This is a genomic window from Embleya sp. NPDC059237 (genome assembly GCF_042754105.1).
Classification (GTDB): Bacteria; Actinomycetota; Actinomycetes; order Streptomycetales; family Streptomycetaceae; genus Embleya.
In genome coordinates, this window is record NZ_JBHZAE010000001.1 from 1314559 (window position 1) to 1333061 (window position 18503).

General features: G+C 70.8%; 16 protein-coding genes. 11 read left to right on the plus strand and 5 right to left on the minus strand.

Translation table 11 applies throughout. From position 1 onward, the window contains the following. Positions 1 to 45: 45 nt before the first annotated feature. Together ACFXKZ_RS05775 and ACFXKZ_RS05780 are read right to left on the minus strand one after the other, a co-directional pair. Positions 46 to 585: an SRPBCC family protein gene (locus ACFXKZ_RS05775; RefSeq protein ID WP_379996752.1), complete on the minus strand. Its 540-nt coding sequence runs from the start codon at positions 583 to 585 to the stop codon at positions 46 to 48. Positions 586 to 642: 57 nt separating this feature from the next. Further along, positions 643 to 1686, minus strand: a complete 1044-nt coding sequence (locus tag ACFXKZ_RS05780; protein ID WP_379996754.1) for a 3-oxoacyl-ACP synthase III family protein — start codon at positions 1684 to 1686, stop codon at positions 643 to 645. A 264-nt stretch (positions 1687 to 1950) separates the two neighbouring features. Between ACFXKZ_RS05780 and ACFXKZ_RS05785 the strand changes: the two genes are divergently transcribed. Both ACFXKZ_RS05785 and ACFXKZ_RS05790 read left to right on the plus strand, forming a co-directional pair. Continuing rightward, positions 1951 to 2967 (plus strand): amidohydrolase family protein, encoded by a 1017-nt coding sequence (locus ACFXKZ_RS05785; protein WP_379996756.1) that lies wholly within the window; start codon positions 1951 to 1953, stop codon positions 2965 to 2967. Continuing rightward, positions 2964 to 3764 carry an arylamine N-acetyltransferase gene (locus ACFXKZ_RS05790; RefSeq protein WP_078974696.1) on the plus strand — a complete coding sequence of 267 codons (801 nt, stop codon included), beginning with the start codon at positions 2964 to 2966 and terminating at the stop codon, positions 3762 to 3764. The genes ACFXKZ_RS05785 and ACFXKZ_RS05790 overlap by 4 nt, the downstream gene beginning before the upstream one ends. 262 nt (positions 3765 to 4026) lie before the next feature. On the opposite strand, the gene ACFXKZ_RS05795 is transcribed toward ACFXKZ_RS05790, so the two are convergent. The 3 genes from ACFXKZ_RS05795 to ACFXKZ_RS05805 all read right to left on the minus strand — a co-directional run bounded on the left by ACFXKZ_RS05795 (position 4027) and on the right by ACFXKZ_RS05805 (position 6097). After that, positions 4027 to 4386 carry a transposase gene (locus ACFXKZ_RS05795; protein ID WP_379996758.1) on the minus strand — a complete coding sequence of 120 codons (360 nt, stop codon included), beginning with the start codon at positions 4384 to 4386 and terminating at the stop codon, positions 4027 to 4029. A 184-nt stretch (positions 4387 to 4570) separates the two neighbouring features. Further along, positions 4571 to 5368: a VOC family protein gene (locus ACFXKZ_RS05800; protein WP_379996760.1), complete on the minus strand. Its 798-nt coding sequence runs from the start codon at positions 5366 to 5368 to the stop codon at positions 4571 to 4573. Positions 5369 to 5428: 60 nt separating this feature from the next. Then, positions 5429 to 6097 (minus strand): flavodoxin family protein, encoded by a 669-nt coding sequence (locus ACFXKZ_RS05805; protein ID WP_160161564.1) that lies wholly within the window; start codon positions 6095 to 6097, stop codon positions 5429 to 5431. 201 nt (positions 6098 to 6298) lie between these two features. Here ACFXKZ_RS05805 and ACFXKZ_RS05810 point away from each other — a divergent pair, with 201 nt between their 5' ends. The 9 genes from ACFXKZ_RS05810 to ACFXKZ_RS05850 all read left to right on the plus strand — a co-directional run bounded on the left by ACFXKZ_RS05810 (position 6299) and on the right by ACFXKZ_RS05850 (position 18487). Beyond that, the gene (locus ACFXKZ_RS05810) at positions 6299 to 6694 is read left to right on the plus strand and encodes a YybH family protein (RefSeq protein ID WP_379996762.1); all 396 of its coding nucleotides are present in this window, start codon (positions 6299 to 6301) and stop codon (positions 6692 to 6694) included. Positions 6695 to 7094: 400 nt separating this feature from the next. Beyond that, positions 7095 to 8336, plus strand: coding sequence for a 3-deoxy-7-phosphoheptulonate synthase (locus ACFXKZ_RS05815; RefSeq protein ID WP_379996764.1), 1242 nt, complete (start codon positions 7095 to 7097; stop codon positions 8334 to 8336). Beyond that, positions 8333 to 9103: a 2,3-dihydro-2,3-dihydroxybenzoate dehydrogenase gene (locus tag ACFXKZ_RS05820; protein WP_379996766.1), complete on the plus strand. Its 771-nt coding sequence runs from the start codon at positions 8333 to 8335 to the stop codon at positions 9101 to 9103. Before ACFXKZ_RS05815 ends, ACFXKZ_RS05820 begins: the two co-directional genes overlap by 4 nt. Positions 9104 to 9116: 13 nt before the next feature. Continuing rightward, positions 9117 to 9818, plus strand: a complete 702-nt coding sequence (locus ACFXKZ_RS05825) for an isochorismatase family protein (RefSeq protein WP_379996768.1) — start codon at positions 9117 to 9119, stop codon at positions 9816 to 9818. After that, positions 9815 to 11767 (plus strand): anthranilate synthase family protein, encoded by a 1953-nt coding sequence (locus ACFXKZ_RS05830; protein WP_379996770.1) that lies wholly within the window; start codon positions 9815 to 9817, stop codon positions 11765 to 11767. Before ACFXKZ_RS05825 ends, ACFXKZ_RS05830 begins: the two co-directional genes overlap by 4 nt. After that, positions 11764 to 13749: an FAD/NAD(P)-binding protein gene (locus tag ACFXKZ_RS05835; protein ID WP_379996772.1), complete on the plus strand. Its 1986-nt coding sequence runs from the start codon at positions 11764 to 11766 to the stop codon at positions 13747 to 13749. The genes ACFXKZ_RS05830 and ACFXKZ_RS05835 overlap by 4 nt, the downstream gene beginning before the upstream one ends. After that, positions 13746 to 15131, plus strand: a complete 1386-nt coding sequence (locus ACFXKZ_RS05840) for a lyase family protein (RefSeq protein ID WP_379996774.1) — start codon at positions 13746 to 13748, stop codon at positions 15129 to 15131. Before ACFXKZ_RS05835 ends, ACFXKZ_RS05840 begins: the two co-directional genes overlap by 4 nt. Positions 15132 to 16012: 881 nt before the next feature. Beyond that, a complete protein-coding gene (locus ACFXKZ_RS05845; protein ID WP_379996776.1) occupies positions 16013 to 17233 on the plus strand; it encodes an IS701 family transposase in 1221 nt (406 codons plus the stop codon). A 273-nt stretch (positions 17234 to 17506) separates the two neighbouring features. Then, positions 17507 to 18487, plus strand: a complete 981-nt coding sequence (locus ACFXKZ_RS05850; RefSeq protein WP_379996778.1) for an NADPH:quinone reductase — start codon at positions 17507 to 17509, stop codon at positions 18485 to 18487. The last annotated feature ends 16 nt before the right edge of the window (positions 18488 to 18503 follow it).

Genomic DNA, 18503 nt, shown 5'->3' on the forward strand with positions numbered 1-18503 from the left:
CTCGATTCAGCTGTGTCATATCGGCGCCGGCCGGCCGAGGTGCGCTCAGTCGGCCTCGATGACCTTTTTGAGCCGCGCCACGGTGGCCGCCATGTCCTTTTCGAGCTTTGCTCCCCATTCGGCGAAGAATCTCTTCTTCTCGTCCTCGGTCATCTCGGCGGTGATGCCCCGAATTCCCTCCGTGGCGGTACCCATCCGGAAGGTGTGCACGAGGGTGGATCCGCCCGGGGCCGGGGCGATGTCGAATCCCCAGACGCTGTCCTGGGCCCGTCCGTCGTTGGTCCGCATCGCCCAGCGGAAGCGGCGCCCGGGTTCGGCGGCCACCACCTCGGCGTGCGTGTGCCAGACGCCGCGGACCACGGGAGCCCACGAAACCACGTCCGTACGACGGAAGTTCTCGCCGCGGAAGACCGATCCGACCGCGCCCGGCGCGCCCTCGACCCATTCCCCGCCGGTGCACTCCTCGCTCCACTCGCGGCAGCGCGGCAGGTCGCTGAGCACGGCGTAGACGGCCGCCGGTGATTTCTCCACCCGCGTTTCGAAATCGACCTCGAACAGGGGGGTGGTAACGCTGCTTTCACTCATGGATGAAATCATCCCGGGCACCGGCCACCCGGTACAACGAAACGGTGGTCGGATTCGTCAGGTGTCTTCGGATGTCCGTCGATCCGCGCCGCGTGGCCCGTCCCATTCGACGAGTGCCAGACCGACGGCCATGCCCCCGCCGAAACCGGCGAGCAGTACCGAATCGCCGGCTTCGAAGCGGTCGGCGGCGGCATCCAGGGAAATGGGTATGGACGCCGCGCCGGTATTTCCGAAACGTTCGACGGTGGTGTGCGTGCGCTCGATCGGGAAGCCGAGGTCGTCGGCGAGGGCCTCGATCATCCGGCCGTTGGCCTGGTGCGGCACGAAGTGCGGCGGCCGCGCGGGGTTCGGCGCGTGCTCCGCCAGGAAGGCGCGGATCAGCGGGCCGACCTGCTCGGCCACGAAGTCGCGGACCGCCCGCCCGTCCATCCGGAAGTAGTGCAGTCCCTGATCGAGGGACGCCGGCGAGGCCGGGATCCGGGAGCCGCCGGCGGGCACCCGGATCAACTGGCGCTCCGCCGGATAGGTGGCCAGTCGGGTGGCCAGGACCCCGCGACCGGCACCGGGGCCGAGCACCACCGCGCCCGCGCCGTCGCCGAACAACACCGAGGTGCGGTGGTCGCTCGGATCGAGGGTGCGCGAGTAGATGTCGGCGCCGATCACCACGGCGTGGCCGCCGGTGCCCCGGATCATCCGCTCCGCGGTGGTGAGCGCGAAGACGAAGCCACTGCACACGGCGTTCAGGTCGAACGCCGGGGTGCCCGGAGGGACATCGAGTTCGGCCGCGACGGCGGCGGCGGTCGGGGGTTGCGGCGAGTCCGGCGTGGACGTCGCCACGATCACGAGCGAGACCTGTTCGGCCCGGACGCCGGCGTTGCCGAGGGCGGCGCGCGCGGCCATCGCCGCCAGGTCCGAGGTGGCTTCGTCGGCCTTGGCCCAACGGCGCTCGCGGATCCCGGTCTTGCGGGTGATCCACTCGTCGGTTACTCCGGCCGGCGTGCCGACGTCGGTATTGGTCACCACGTCGCCGGGGAGGTAGGAGCCGGTACCGAGGATCCCGACCGCGTCCCCACCCGGTGCTCCGACTGCGTGCGTAGTCATATTCACCCATCTCGTGTCGGCGCGGAACAGCAATCCGGGCCGACGACCCGATCGACGCCCGGTGCGGCTGCTCTGCCCGGAAAGATTGGCAGCGGTGTCGCGGGATTTCCAGACAATGCATCGGGAACTGTCATCTCGGTCGGCGGCGCGGAAACCGACCGGTCCGCAGAAGGTGACAGACTCACCGCCGGCACATCGACACTCCCCGACGCCGAAACTAGGGTCGAGTATTGCTGTGCCGGACCGTCTGGACGAAGGAAATTCATGCGGACAAGCGCTTCCGTGGCCGTGGGCACGCCTTGGTCGAACGCCATCGACGTACATCACCACATCGTTCCCGAATTCTATGTCGAGGAACTGCGGAGACTCGGGTTCGCATCGACGTTGCCCGGCGTCGACAAACCGGCGTGGAAAATCGAAACCAGCCTGGACATGATGGACCGGCAGGGAATCCGGGCGGCCGTGGTCAACATCTGGCCGGGGGTGCCGGCGGTGGACGCGGACACCGGGGCCCATCTGGCCCGGTGGATCAACGAGTTCATGGCAGAGCTGGTGTCCCGGCACCCGGGTCGGCTTGGCGCCTTCGCGGTGTTGCCGCTGCCGCACGTGGACGCGGCGCTGGCCGAGTTGGAGTACTGCCAGGACGTGCTCGGCCTCGACGGCGTGGGGCTGATCACCAACTACAACGGGGTCTACCTCGGCGACCCGTCGCTCGACGAGTTCCTGGCCGAGGCGGCGCGCCGCCGGGTGCCGATGTTCGTGCACCCGACGGTACCCCCGTCCACCGGCCAGCCTGCCTTCGGACTCCCGGCCTCGCTCTGCGAGTTCCCGTTCGAGACGGTCCGGCTGACCGCTCAGCTCCTGTACAACCGCACGCTGGAGCGGCACCCCGGGCTGCGGCTGATCCTGTCCCACGGCGGCGGTGGCATGGCGTACTTCGCCGGCCGCCTCGCGCTCGGGCCGCTGATCGTCTCCGACCTCGCCGAGCGGCTGCCGGAGGATCCGATCGGGTACCTGCAAAAGCTCTACTCGGACACCGCCATGATCGGCGATCCGCACGCGTTCGCCTCGGTGCGCTCGTTCGCCCGGCCGGATCGGATCCTGGTCGGCTCCGACTTCCCGTTCATGCCGGAATCGTTCAGCGCGGAGAACGGCCGTTTCATCGTCGACCACGGCGCGTTCTCGCCGGACGAGCTGACCCGCATCCAGTTGGGCAATGCGGCCGAACTCTTCCCGCGATTCGCGGACCACTCGGAATCAGAAAGGGGATCGCTGACGTGATCGACGACGCCATGGTATCCGCATACCTGGATCGCATCGCCGCGGAACGGCCGGAGCGGGCCGACCTGGAGTCGCTGCGCGAGTTGAACCGGAGGCACCTGTTCGCGGTTCCCTTCGAGAATTTGAGCTATCACCTCGGCGAGGACATCCTGATGGATGAAAGGGTGGTCGCGAAGGTCGTCCACGAGCGTCGGGGCGGCGGTTGTTACGAGGTCAATCCGGCACTTTCCTTCCTGTTGCAAAGCCTCGGTTACGAGGTTTCGATAATGCCGGGCCGGGTGTGGATCAAGGGCAATCTCACCGCCCCGCTGTGCCATCTCGCGCTCAAGGTCCGGATCGACGGCGGGGAGTGGCTCGTCGACGTCGGCTTCGGTCGCAACAGCAGGTATCCGCTGTCCCTGGACACCGACGCGGTCCAGGAGGACCCGAACGGCGCGTTCCGGATCGAGCGGGCCGACGACGGCGGCATCGACGTCGTGGCGAACGACACGGCGCTGTACCGGGTCTACGACGTGCCGTGCGAACTGTCCGACTTCGCGCCCACGCTGTGGTGGTATCGCACCGCGCCGGACTCGCCGTTCCTGCAGAACCTGTTCTGCTCGCTGCCGACCGAGACCGGCCGGGTCACCCTCAAGGAGGACCGGTTCAGCCGGGTCGAGGGTGATCGACGGGAGAGCGTGACGATCACCGACGAGCAGGAGCTGTTGACCGCGTACGACAAGTGGTTCGGTATCAAGCTGGACCGGCTGCCGGTCAAGGTGATCACCGACGGCACGGTGCAGATCGCGTTCGACTAGGTCCTGTCCGGCGGATCTTGGTGGATCAGGCCGCGTCGTCCGGTGCCGTGCCTCGGCGTGCCGGAGGAGCAGCCGCATGGTGGTTCCATTCGGCTGTTTCTCCGGTGCGGCGAGGTGCGGTGCCGGGCGGCGCGGACCCGCCAAGATCCGCCGGACAGGGCCTAGGAACGCGGATCCGAACATGGTGCGGGGCCCGGGCGAGCACGTCGGCGCGCGGGCCCCTCGTCGCGTCGGCGCGTGGTCACGTGTGCGACGGCTGCGCTCACGTGTCTCGTGTGCGGCGAGCGGTGGCGGCCAGGGCGATCGCCTCGCCCCATTCGATCTCGTCGCGGGAGTCCGGGTGGTCGAGTACCGCCCGGTGCAGCCGCGGCCACACCCCCGCGTTCGTCCACACCATGAACCGACGATGAGCCGTCGGCGACGCCACCCCGAAACACGCCGGCAACTGCCGCCACGCACACCCACTGGTCAGCACGAACACCACCGCCGTGAACACCGCGCGCTCCTCCACCGGCGCCCGACCACCCCCCTGCCGCCGCACCCCGAACCCGGGCAACAACGGAACCACCAACTCCCACAGACGATCCGACACCAACCGCCCCGACAGCGCGTCACCCACCATGACGCGCAGCATGCCACGGCAGGCGCCCCCGGATGTGGGCAACTCCCTTACTCCCGCGCCTTGTTCACGCTTCGTACCCGCGTGTGGACACAGCGGTTGGGAGCGCCGTCGAACCCCGGACACGACATCGTCCCGAAGCCCGCACGAAACGGACTTCGGGACGATTTCCGGGTGCCGCCCCCCGTCAGGTCGCCGCGCCCACCGCGACCACCTCGAACGGGGTGCCCTGCTCGTCGGCGACCAGGACGCTCGGGCCGCGCGGCGTGTCGTACGGACCGGTCACGACGGAACCACCCGACGCGGTCACCTTCGTCACCGCGGTCGCCAACTCGGCGACCCCGAACGTGACCAGCCAGTGCGACGCCGCCCCCGCGCCCGCCTCGGCGAGGCCGGCCACGGGGCGGCCGTCGAGCCGCAACACGACGCCGTTCGCAGCGTCCGGGCCGCCGCCCGAACTGCCCGGCCCGCCCGGCTCGGGCGTGACCGTGTAGCCGAAGACCTCGACATAGAACGCCTGCGCCGCCGCGTGATCCCGGGTCAGGCACCGATGCCACACCGCCGCGCCGGGTACGTCCGCGACCTCGGCGCCGAAGTACTCGTCCGCCTGCCAGATCCCGAACACCGCTCCGCCCGGGTCGGCCGCCACTGCGAACCTGCCGTGCGTGCCGACGTCGGTCGGCTCCACCGTCAGCGTCCCGCCCGCCCGGACGATCCGCTCCGCCACCGCGTCGGCGCTCTCGACCGCGATGCAGACGAGCCACGCCGACGGCGCGCCCGCCGGCTCCTCGAACCGGGGACCGATGTCGGCGACCGTGCGACCGGCCAGACTCGCCGTCAGATAGTGGTCGTACTCCTCGCCCCGGTCCAGGAATTCCCATCCGAACAGGGCTCCGTAGAACTCGCTCGTGTGTTTGGGATCAAAGACCCGGACCTCCACCCAGCAGGGCGTACCCTCCGGCCACGCGGTGTCGCGAAATGTCATGCGGGGTTCCTCGGTTCGTTCGTGTCGCCGGACGGTGCCCATCGCCGGATCGTGCTCGCCTCAGATGTCGAGGCCGAATTTCCGCAGCCGTTCCTCGCTCACCAGGGTGATCCCCGGCTCCGGTTCGAGTCCGCGCTTGAGCGCGCCCGCGACCTGGAGGGTGCGCAGCGTCTGGTACTCGATCGCGCCGAGGTTGTCGTCGGTGACGCTGTTCGCCTCGTGCCGCGAGATGGTGCCGGTGCCGTACGGCGCGCCGTTTCCGGGCTGGTGCAGCACCGCCGCGGCCGAACCGTTGGAGACGATCACCGACCCCCAGTGGCAGAACGCGTTGTGCAGCGCCAGGATCGTCGCCTGCTGGCCCGCGTGCGGCATCGACCCCGAAGCAAACGCGGAAACCGCCTTGTTCATCAACTTGCCCGGAATGGCGACCGGTCCGGTGTGGTCGAAGAAGTTCAGGATCTGCGGCGCGGGCAGTCCGTAGTGGACCGGCGTGCCGATCATGATCGCGTCGGCCCACACCAGGTCGTCCAGGCCCGCCTCCGGAATCTCCGCCGTGGCGGTCGCCAGATCCTGATACGCCTGCTTGTCCAGGATCATCGGATCGGGCAACTCGGCCACCTTGCGCACGCGCACCTCGGCGCCCGCGGCCCGAGCCGTCTGCGCGGCCTTTTCGACGAGCTGGTAAATGTTGCCGCTGCGCGAATGGAAGATGATGGTGATGTTGGTCAAGGGGTACGCTCCCGGTGAGCCGATATCGTCTCTGCGTGGGCAGATATCGCCGACATCATGCCGGGTCGACAAAAGATCGGCCCAGATATGATTTCGGGATCTGTCAGGTCCGTCGGGGTATTGCCGGGGCCGGAAAACCCGAGGTGACAGACATGCCCCTCGGTTCTGTCCGACTCCGCCGCCTGATGCTGTACTCGAACCATGTCTGCCATTCGAAACGACGTACGCCTTCCCGCCGAGCCGGCCGAGCTCCTGCACACTTTCGTGGGCGCCTTCAACGACCGGAACCTCGAACTGCTCCAGGAGCTTTTCGAACCGGAGGGCATGCATGTGCGCGAGCCGGGAGTCACCACGGCGGGCGCGCAGCGGCGGGCCGCGCTGCCGACGGTGCTGCGCCATCGCATCCCGATCGCCGTCTCGCTGCGCAATGTCTACGTGGTCGGCGACATCGCCCTGGTGATCAACGACTACGTGCACGACGGGGTGGGCCCGGACGGTGTTCACGTGCACATCGAGGGCACCGCGACCGATGTCGCCCGGCGGGGCGCGGACGGCTGTTGGCGGTACGTGATCTCCAACCCCTCGGGCACGAGCTGAACGATCCCGGGCGGCCCCGGCCGGCCCGCGGCGCGTTCGCACGGCGGTAGGCGCACCGCGGCGCCGGCCGGTCCCGACACCGGGTCCGAATTCATTTCCCGGTGCGTATTCACGCCCTGTTTTCGATCCGGGATTTCGGCCCGTACCGGCACCCTCGCAGACGGTAAATGCCCGGCCAAGCCGATTTCCGCGAATCTGTCAGATGTCCGGCCAGCTGACAGACTCGCACCGACCTGACGAACCGGAACCCCCGCCCTTGGCGCGTTCGGACAAAAGAGCGAGGGTGGGGGCGTGTTCTCTTCAGTCGTTTCGGATCACCGTCCAAGTAAATTCCGAGACCGGACGGCCGCGCCGAATAACCGCGGCCGTCCGGGTGGGCATTCAATCGCTGGAGCCGGCATTGACCAGTGACCTGCTGCCGATTCTGCGGCAATCGGCCGCGCAACAGCCGGACTGGGAGGACGACGCCCAGATCCACAGTGTTCGACAAACGCTGGCGGGACGCCCCGGCCTGGTCGGCGAAACCGACGTGCGTACGCTGCGCCGCGGCCTCGCGCAGGTGAGCGCCGGCGCGGCGGAGGTGATCCAGGCCGGCGACTGCGCCGAGGATCCCGGGGAGTGCGGCGAGGCCGATGTCGCCCGCCGGATCGCCGTCCTCGACCTGCTCGCCGGTGCGATGGAACGGCTCGGCCGCCGCCCGGTCGTGCGCGTCGGGCGCATCGCGGGCCAGTTCGCCAAGCCCCGATCCCGCCCGACCGAGTATGTCGGTGGCATCGAACTTCCGGTCTACCGCGGTCACTTGGTCAACGGCCCGAAGCCGGTGGCGCAGGAGCGGCAGCCCGATCCGCTGCGCCTGGTCACCGGCTATCTGGCCGCGTCCGAGATCATGGGACACCTGGACCGGCACCGGGCCGCCCACCCGAGGGTGCCGGTGTGGACCAGCCACGAGGCGCTGGTCCTGGACTACGAACTGCCCCTGGTGCGGCGGACCGAGTCCGGTGATCTGCTGCTGACCTCGACGCACTGGCCGTGGATCGGCGAACGCACCCGCCAGGTCGACGGCGCGCACGTGGCGCTGCTCGCGAAGGTGGTCAACCCGGTCGCGGTCAAGGTCGGCCCGGACATCGACCCGGTCGAACTGATCGAACTGTGCTCGCGGTTGGACCCGGACCGCCTGCCGGGCCGACTCACCCTGATCATCCGAATGGGCGCGGACACCATTGCCGACCGGCTGCCCGCCCTGGTCCGCGCGGTGCGCGCGGCCGGTCATCCGGTGGTGTGGCTGAACGACCCGATGCACGGCAACACCGTGGTGACCGAACGCGGTTACAAGACGCGCTACGTGCGCACGCTCCGCCGCGAGGTCGCCGCGTTTCGCGCGGTGCTCGCCGAGGCCGGCGAACACCCGGGCGGCGTGCACCTGGAGACCACCCCGGACCAGGTCACGGAGTGTGTGTTCGACACGTGGGAGGCCGACCGGGCGGGCGAGGTCTACACCAGCTTCTGCGATCCGCGCCTGACGGTCGAGCAGGCACTGCTCGTCCTGGCCGCCTGGGACGCCGAGGTCGCGCCCGACGCGTGGACGGCGGCCGAGGCCGGGTCGGGCTCGGCACATCAAGCGACAGGAGGGCAATCGACATGACGAACGAGGTCGCGGTGGTCACCGGCGCCGCCGGGGGGATCGGCGGCACGGTGGTGCGCGCGCTCGCCGAGCGCGGCACGACGGTGGCGGCGGTGGACCGGGACGCGGACCGGCTGCGCAAGTACGTCGCGGAGCTGGTCGCCGAAGGGCTGCCCGTGACCGCCTTCCCCGCCGACGTCACTGTCGCGGACGAGGTCGAGGCCACGGTGGCGGCGGTCGAGGCGCAGCTGGGCCCGGTGCGCTTCCTGGTCAACGCGGCCGGCGTATTGCGGCTCGGCCCGGTCCGCGAGATGTCCGACCGCGACTGGGCGGACATGTTCGCGGTCAACGTCGGCGGGGTGTTCCACATGTCCCGCGCCGTGGTCGACCGGATGGCGCCGCGCGGTGCGGGGGCGTTGGTCACGGTGTCCTCGAACGGGGGCAGTACGCCGCGCGCGAAGATGGCCGGCTACGCCGCCTCCAAGGCCGCGGCCACGATGTTCACCAAGTCGCTCGGCCTGGAGGTGGCCCGGTACGGCATCCGCTGCAACGTGGTCGCGCCCGGGTCGACCGACACGCCGATGTTGTGGTCGATGTGGCACGACGACAGCGGGCGTACGCACACGTTGGAGGGCGACCCCGACGCGTTCCGCGTCGGCATCCCGCTGGGCAAGCTCGCCCGGCCCGAGGACATCGCCGCCGCGGTGCTCTTCCTGCTGTCCGACCAGGCCGGGCACATCACGCTGCACGAGCTGACGGTCGACGGTGGCGCCACGCTCGGCGCCTGAAAGGAAAGCGATCATGCCCGGTATCCCGGACATTGCCCCATATCCGCTGCCCGGCGAGAGCGATCTGCCGGCCAACACCGCCCGGTGGACGGTGGATCCGGACCGTGCGGTCCTGCTCGTGCACGACATGCAGCGCTACTTCGTGCGCCCGTTCGCCGCCGCCCAGCGCCGCGAACTGATCGACAACATCGTGCTGTTGCGAGAACGCTGCGCCCACCTCGGGATGCCCGTCGCGTTCACCGCCCAGCCGGGCTCCATGACCGCCGAACAGCGCGGCCTGCTGCTGGACTTCTGGGGTCCGGGCATGCGGGTGTCCGCCGAGGACCGGGCGGTCGTCGACGAGTTGGCCCCGCGTCCGGGCGACTGGCTGCTCACCAAGTGGCGCTACAGCGCGTTCTTCCGCTCCGACCTGCTGGAGCGCATGCGCGCGTGCGGCCGCGATCAGCTCGTGGTCTGTGGGATCTACGCGCACGTCGGCGTGTTGATGACCGCCGTGGACGCGTTCACCAACGACATCCGCACCTTCCTGGTCGCCGACGCGGTCGCCGACTTCTCCGCGGCCGACCACGCCCTCGCCCTGGAATACGCCGCCCTCCAGTGCGCGGTGGTCGCCACCACGCGAGGGCTGCGCACCGACGACGGCCCGCTCGTCCCGGTCGTGGCGGGCGCGCCGCCCGCCGGGGTCGAGGCGACGAGGATCGGGGCCGCGAGATGAGCCCTACGCCCCCGGCCGAGGACGCGGCCCGGGCCCTCCTGGAACGGGTCCTGGCCGCCGACCCGCCGCCGTTCGCGCTGCTGTACCGCCCCACGGTCACCGCCGGCGACCGGGTGGAGATCCTCACCGGGGACATCGGTGTGGTGGACCGCGTCGCCGACATCCCCATCCCCGACTCGCCCTACGGACCGGCCGGCCCGGACGTATTGGCGCTGCTGCCGTATCGCCAACTCGCCGAACGCGGCCTGCCGGCGCCCGACGACGGCGCACCGCTGGTGACGATGACCGTCCGGGAGCAGGCCACGCTCGCCCGCGCCGACGTGCTCGACCGACTGCCGGACGCGGAGATCGACTGGACGGACGGGCACTTCGACATCGACGACGACGCCTACGCCGCGCTCGTCGCCGACGTGCTGAGGGATGAGATCAGCGCCGGCGAGGGCGCGAACTTCGTGCTCAAGCGCCGCTTCCTCGCCGACATCACCGACTACACCCCGGCCACCGCCGCCGCCTTCCTGCGCCGCCTGCTCGCGCACGAATCCGGCGCCTACTGGACGTTCCTGGTGCACACCGGCACCCGCACCCTGGTCGGCGCCAGCCCGGAACTGCATCTGAGCCTGCGTCAGGGCGTCGCGGTGATGAACCCGATCAGCGGCACCTACCGGTATCCCACCTCCGGGCCCACGCCGGCCGGCGTCATGGGCTTCCTGCGCGACCGCAAGGAGACCTACGAGCTGTACATGGTCGTGGACGAGGAACTCAAGATGATGTCCCGGGTCTGCGACCAAGGCGTGCGGGTGGTGGGGCCGTTCCTCAAGGAGATGGCCCGGCTCGCACACACCGAATACCTCATCGAGGGGCGCACCGACCGCGACGTCCGCGAGGCGTTGCGCACCACGCTGTTCGCGCCGACCGTCACCGGCAGTCCGGTGGAGAGCGCCGCCCGGGTGATCGCCCGGTACGAACCAGAGGGCCGCGGCTACTACTCCGGGGTGATCGCGCTGTTCGGCCGGGACGGCGCCGGACGACACACGCTGGACTCGTCGATCCTGATCCGCACCGCCGACATCGACGCCTCCGGGCGGATGGCCATCGCGGTCGGTGCCACCCTGGTCCGCGATTCGCAGCCGGCCGCCGAAGTGGCGGAGACGTGGGTCAAGGCCAACGGCCTGCTGGGCGCGCCGCGTTCGGCGCCGGCGCCGGCCCGTTCGCTGGGCGGACACGCGCGGATACGGGCCGCGTTGCGCGAGCGCAACACCGACCTGGCCCGCTTCTGGCTGGACGGACCCGGGAGCGACGCGGGGGAGTTCCCGAACCTGGCCGGCAGGCACATCCTGGTGATCGACGCCGAGGACGCGTTCACCGCGATGATCGCGCACCAACTGCGCTCGCTCGGACTGCGGGTGAGCGTACGCAGCTACGACGAGCCGTACTCGTTCACCGAGCACGACCTCGTGGTGATGGGCCCGGGACCCGGCGATCCGCTCGACCACGGCGATCCGCGAATCGAGCGCCTGCACGACGGCATCAAGCAACTGCTCGCCGAGCGACTCCCGTTCCTCGCGGTGTGCCTGAGCCACCAGGTGCTCAGCCATCAACTCGGCCTGGATCTGCGCCGCCGCGCGACGCCGCATCAGGGCGTCCAGAAGAGCATCGAACTGTTCGGCCGCCCCGAACGGGTCGGGTTCTACAACAGCTTCGTGGCCCGCAGCGCGTTCGACCAGGCATATCTGCCCGACGTCGGCCCGGTGGAGATCTGCCGCGAGGACGGCGCCAACGAGGTACACGCGCTGCGCGGACCGCACTTCGCGGGCGTGCAGTTCCACGCCGAGTCGGTGCTCACCCGCGACGGCGTCCGCATCCTGGGCACGTTGATCGCCGACGTGCTCGACGCCGGGCAACACCGCGCGACCGCGTCGGCCCGAGGCGCGGAAGGGGTGCATCCGTGAACACCACGCCACACGAGATCGCCATCATCGGCACCGGTCCTCGCGGGTTGTCCGTGCTGGAGCGAGTGTGCGCGAACGAACGTGCCCGGCCGACTCACGAGAGCCTGGTCGTGCACGTCGTCGACCCGGCCGCGCCCGGCGCCGGCGCGGTCTGGCGGATCGAGCAGTCGCGGCATCTGCTGACCAACACGGTCGCCTCGCAGACCACCGTCTTCTCCGACGCCGCGTCGCGGATCGACGGACCGATCGAGCCCGGCCCGAGCCTGTACGAATGGGCCGCCGACCTCGCGCTGCGGCACGCGGCCGGGGGCGTCGAGGCGGATCGATACGACCCGGCCACGCTCGCCGAGGCGGGCCGGCTCGGGCCGAACGACTACCCCACGCGGACCCTGTGCGGCTGGTACTTCGCGGACTGCTTCCGGCGCATCCGGGACGGCGCGCCCGCGCACGTGGAGATCCGCGAGCACCGCTCGCGCGCCGTGGCGATGGCCGACACCCACGGATTCACCGGCGGGCCGCAGGGCGTGCGGCTGGCCAACGGGACCCGGCTGAACCACCTGGACGCGGTCGTGCTCGCCCAGGGACACGTCGCGGCGCGGCCCACGCCCCGGGAGGAGCGCACGGCCAGCCTGGCGCGGATCAACCACCTGACCTACCTGACCCCGACCAACCCGGCCGACGCCGACCTCGACGCCGTCGCACCCGGCCGGCCCGTACTGCTGCGCGGTCTGGGCCTGTGCTTCTTCGACTACCTCGCGCTGTTCACCCTGGGCCGCGGCGGCCGGTTCGAGCGGATCGACGAGCGCACGGTGTACCGGCCGAGCGGCAACGAACCGATCCTGTACGCCAGTTCCCGGCGCGGCCTGCCCTACCAGGCACGCGGCGAGAACGAGAAGGGCGCGCACGGCCGCTACTTCCCGCGCCTGCTGACCCCGGACTACGTGGCCGGGCTGCGCGCGCGGTCCCGGCAGGGCGCGCCGATCTCCTTCAAGCAGGACCTGTGGCCGCTGATCGCCCGCGAGGTGGAGACGGTCTACTACGAGACGCTGCTCCGGCGGAGCGGGCGGGGCGAGGAATGCGCCGAGTTCGCCGAGCGGTATCTGAGCGCCGGGCCGGCCGAGCGCGACACCGTCCTGACCGACCGCGGCATCACGCTCGCGGATCGCTGGAGCTGGGACAGCATCGCCGATCCGCTCCGGGGACGGGAGTTCGCGGACCGGGATGCGTTCCGCAAGTGGCTCCTGGAACATCTCACCGAGGATGTGCGCCAGGCCCGCCAGGGCAACGTCAACGGCCCGTTCAAGGCCGCCCTCGACGTACTGCGCGACCTGCGCAACGAGGTCCGCCTGGCGGTCGACCAGGGCGGCCTGGACGGGGCGTCGCACCGCGACGAGTTGGAGCGCTGGTACACCCCCCTGAACGCGTTCCTGTCGATCGGCCCGCCACCACGACGGATCGAGCAGATGATCGCGTTGATCGAGGCCGGCGTGCTCGAATTGACCGGCCCGGACACCCGGATCCGGATCGACACCCGCACCCCCTCCTTCATCGCCGACTCCACCACGGTCCCCGGGCCCACGGTGCGGGCGCAGATCCTGATCGAGGCGCGGCTGCCGGAACCCGACCTGCGGCGCACGGCGGATCCGCTGCTGCGCCATCTGCTGCACACCGAGGCGTGTACGACCTTCCGCATCCCGAGTTCGGGCGAGGACGAGTACGACTACGAGACCGGCGGGCTGGCGGTGACGGAGCGGCCGTACCGGGTGATCGACGCGCACGGCCGGGCGCACCCCAGGCGCTTCGCGTACGGCGTGCCCACCGAGGCGGTGCACTGGGTCACCGCGGCCGGGATCCGACCCGGCGTGGACTCGGTGACCATCGCCGACGCGGACGCGATCGCGCGCGCGGTGCTCGCGTTGGGCCCGAGCCGGCGCGAGATCGACGCGGCGACCGAGGGCGAGCACATCGAGGTCGTGGTATGACCGACGCCGCGGGCGAGCGACTCCCGCTCGTGGACGCCGGGTTGTTGTCGCCGGTGCGCGCGGGCACGCCGGTGGAGGCGGCGGTCGGCGACGCGGCGTGGTTGCAGGCGATGCTGGACGCCGAGGCCGCGCTGGCCCGGGCGCAGGCCGCGCTCGGTCTGGTGCCGGCCTCGGCAGCCGCGGTGATCACGTCCGCCGCGCACGCCGACCGGTTCGACCTGCGGGCCCTGGCGGTGGACGCGCGCGAGAGCGCCAATCCGGTGGTCGCCCTGGTCCGGGCGCTGACCCGGGTGGTGTCCGCGATCGATCCGCACGCCGCGCGCCACGTGCACCTGGGTTCCACCAGCCAGGACATCTTCGACACCGCCGCGATGCTGGTGGTGCGGCGCGCGGCGGCGCTGCTGCGCGCGGATCTGGCCCGGGTGGCCGCGGCGTTGGGCGCCCTCGCTCGGCGTCACCGCGATACGCCGGTGGCCGGGCGAACCCTCGCGCTGCACGCGGTGCCGACCACGTTCGGGCTCAAGGCCGCGGGCTGGCGGCGGCTGGTCCTGGACGCCGATCGGCGGGTGGCCGCCGTGTCGAACGGGCTGCCGGTCTCGCTCGGCGGCGCGGCCGGCACCCTGGCCGGGTATGTCGAGGCGGGCGCCGACCCGGAGCGGCTGGTGGCGGCGTTCGCCGCGGAAACCGGGCTGCGCGCACAGGCGTTGCCGTGGCATGCGCTGCGGACGCCGATCGCCGACGTCGGCGCGGCCTGGGCGCATACCGCCGGTGCCCTGGGCAAGTTCGCGGTCGACGTGCAGTCGTCGACCCGGACCGAGGTCGGAGAGGTGGTCGAGCCGCACGTGCCCGGGCGGGGCGCTTCCTCGGCCATGCCGCAGAAGCGTAATCCGGTACTGGCCACGCTGATTCGCAGCGCCGCGCTGCAAGTGCCGGGGCAGGCCGCCGTGTTGGCCCAGTGCATGCTTGCCGAGGACGAACGCTCGGGCGGCGCGTGGCATGCCGAGTGGCAACCGCTGCGCGAGTGCCTGCGGCTGACCGGCGGCGCCGCGCACACCGCCGTGGAGTTGGCCGAGGGCCTGGTCGTGCGGCCCGAGCGCATGCGCGCCAATCTCGCCCTCACCGGCGGCGCGATCGTCGCCGAACGGGTCGCCGGCGTGCTGGCGGCGCACCTGGGCAAGCCCGCCGCCGCGGCGCTGCTCACCCGCGCCGTCGAGGCGGCCGATCGACGGGGCCGCCCGCTCGCCGACCACCTCGCGGGCATGCCCGAGGTGGCCGAGCATCTCGACGCCGCCGAGCTGACCCGGCTCTGCGACCCGGCCGGCTACACCGGCGCCGCCGCCGACCTGGTCGAGCGGTCCCTGCGCGCGGACCCCGGGGACTGAGCGGACCCGAGCCGGTCGGTGTCCCCCGCCGACCGGCCCGGCACCCACCCGATACCCGATATCTTCCGCGCGACAATATTCCCGGTATCCCGGTATCCCTTCTCGGCTCGCGTGTTTCGGGAAAATTACAGGCCGTGCACTATCGGCGCGCATCCGACCGCAACGCTGACCGGCCTGACCCGGTGATGACCAGTCTGACCGCGCCCCGACCTTGCCGGCGAACTACTGTGCGATTAAATTCGAACCGCATTGACCTGAAAACGGCAGCAGGTCGGGTGCGGCGGATGCGGGTCCGCGGCACCACGGCTTTGTCGTGAGTCCCGGTGCGGCCCTTGATCGGTCGGCCGGATGAAGGGGGATCAATGAATACGAGCGGACGGCTCCACGACTCGGAAAGGTTGTCGGGCCCGATCGTGGCGGCGGGGCCGAGAAACCCGTCGGTTTATTTCCCCCAACGACCCGTATTGGTTGTCGAGCCATGATCGCCGGAAGAATTCGGACGCGCTAGCCGCTCCCCCCGGGCCGAGTCCGCGCACCGCCCCCGACCCCTGTGCGCCGCCGGCGGTACCGACGGTCGTACCGCCCGACGATCCCGTGCCGCCTGACGTGCAGTCCGCCGTGGCGGCCGGGTGCCCGGCGCCCCGACGCGCGCCGGCGGGTCCACGTGCGCCGGGATCGCGGTCGGCCGCGTCGCCCCGTATTCCGTGAATCCCACCCCACCTCCGCCCCTCGCTCTCGCCTTTCGCACCGGATATCGCCCCCAACGACGACGCTCCCACGCGGCGTGTCACAGCCATGCCTTGTCGTTCTTTTTCAGGCTGCCGTTTTTCGTTGCCGATTTCTTTCGGAAGTGAACCGTTCGTTCAACAACAGGAGTGGTAATGGCGCTCGCCAACGGCAGCCCCAATCATGCGTGTCTGCCAAAATTCGCCGACGGTGGCGCGGATTCCGAGGCGGCCAGAAAGGTGACCCTCGATCGTTTGGTCGCCGAGCTTTCCCCGATTGTTTTCGCCTCCTTGCCGAGGGCGGATCAACGACGTAAAGGCGTGATGTATCTCCGTGGGCTGCTCGGCGCTCCCGGGCGGAAGTCGGTACGGAATATCGCCGCCTTTCTCGGCAAGCAGGTGAACGACCAGGGACTGCATCACTTCATCAACGACTCCACCTGGGACTGGGAACCGATGCGGGAGGCGCTCGGGCGTTATCTCGCCCGGCACACCTCACCCCATGCCTGCGTGTTGCAGCCGATGATCATCCCGAAGTCGGGCACCCACTCCGTCGGGGTCGCCAGGACCTTTTCCTGGGAGCGGGGCCAGGCGGTGACCGCACAGCAGGTGGTCGGCGTGTGGGCGGTGTCCGCCACCACGGCGAGCCCGGTCAACTGGCGGCTGCACCTGCCCCCGACGCGGTCGCGCGGCCGGGGCGAACGGGATTCGTCCGGGCCCGAGACGGGCTACGACACGCCGGAGGATTCGATGGTCCGGGCATATCTGGAAACCGCCATGCGGCACCGAATACCGGATTGTCCGGTGGTGTTGAATGCGGAGCGGCTGGACGGCATCGGAGTCGTGTCGAAGCTGAGTGCGGCGGGCGTGTCGCACATATCCAAAATCGCCGAGGACACCTGGCTGCTCCCCGCCGACCCGGCTTTACCCGGGTGGGGCGACGAACCCCTCCAGGCAAGTCGGATCGCGCGGCTCGTCAAGGTGGGCCGGAAGCGTATGTTCCTCATTCCGTCGGGCACCGACGAGGCCGCCGAACTCGTCGCCACCGTCCGGGTCCGACTGCCGGCCGTCCCCGACGCAACCCGTCGTTCCCGCAGCGGGATCGGGGACTTCCTGTTGCTCGGTGTCGGCGGTATCGGCGGACAGTGGCCGGCGGAACTGTGGCTGACCGATCTGACCAACGCCGACCACGCCTCGTTGTTGCGCCTGATCCGGCTCAGTCGGCGGGTGGAGAGCCTCGGCATGCCGCGTGCCGAGCGGGTGGGGATCCGGGACTTCGCCGGACGATCATTCGCGGGCTGGCACCGCCATGCCACCCTCGCGTCGGTCGCGCACGCGGTCACCGAACTTGCCGAGCACAAGCTGAGCATTGCCTGACGTACGGCCGATTCGCCGTGCCCCCGGCACCGGTGCTTCCACGTGTTCGCTCCCGAGGCGGCCTCGCGGAAGTCACCGGCGCCGTCGGCGCGCAGGCGACCACGGCACACGTCCCGCAGCCGGCGCCTCGGCATGGAACGGCGCGCCGGCGGACACCAGGCGAGCAGGAACACCGGGCGAGCCCCGAATACCACCGGGCGAGCCCGCACATCGCGCGAGCCCGACCACCAGGCGAGCCCGAACCACCCCGACCGGACCGGAGAATTCGAGCACATGCGCGCAGCCTTCATCGACTCGCTGGGACCGGCGGAGAACATCCGATACGGCGACCTCCCGGCGCCCACACCGGGACCGACCGATGTCCTGGTGGACGTCCTCGGCACCACCGTGAACCCGGTCGACATCCTGCTTCGTTCCGGGGTCTTCCGCACGCCCGTCGGGTTTCCGCTGGTGATCAGCCGCGACCTGGTCGGCACCGTGGCCGCGACCGGGCCGGGCGCGCCGGGCTTCGCCGTCGGCGACCTGGTGTGGGCCAACAGCCTCGGCCACGGCGGTCGGCCGGGCGCGGCGGCCGAACAGGCGGTGGTGGCCGCCGACCGGCTCTACCACCTCCCGGCGGGCGTTGATCCGACGACGGCGGTCGCGGTGGTACATCCCGCCGCCACCGCGTATCTGGCCCTGTTCACCCACGGCCGGGTCACCGCCGGCGACACGGTCCTGGTACTCGGCGCGGCCGGGAACGTCGGCAGCGCCGTGGTGACGCTGGCCGTCGAGGCCGGGGCCCGGGTGATCGCCACAGCCGCCGCCGCGGACCTCGACCACTGCCGGGCCCTCGGCGCCGACGCGGCCTTCGACTACCGGGACCCGAAACTCGTCGACCTGATCGCCGCCGCCTGCCCCGACGGGGTCGACGCGCACCTGGACTGCTCCGGCCGCAACGATCTCACCGAGGCGGTCGAACTGCTCGCCCCGCGCGGCCGGATCGTGCTCCTGGCGGCGACCGGCACCGATCCGGTGTTGCCGGTGCGCCGCCTCTACATGAAGGACTGTTCGATCGCCGGCTTCGTCATCTCGCATGCCACGTCCGGCGAACTCGCCGAGGCGGCGGGCACCATCAACCGCCTCCTGGCGAACGGCCGACTGCGGGCCCGCACGCTCGAACGACAGCCGCTGAGCGCCGCCGCCGAGGTGCACCGGCGGATGGAGCAAGGCCGGTTGCACGGCAGACGGGTGGTACTCCTGCCCGGCGGCTGAACCGGTCGCCGGCCCA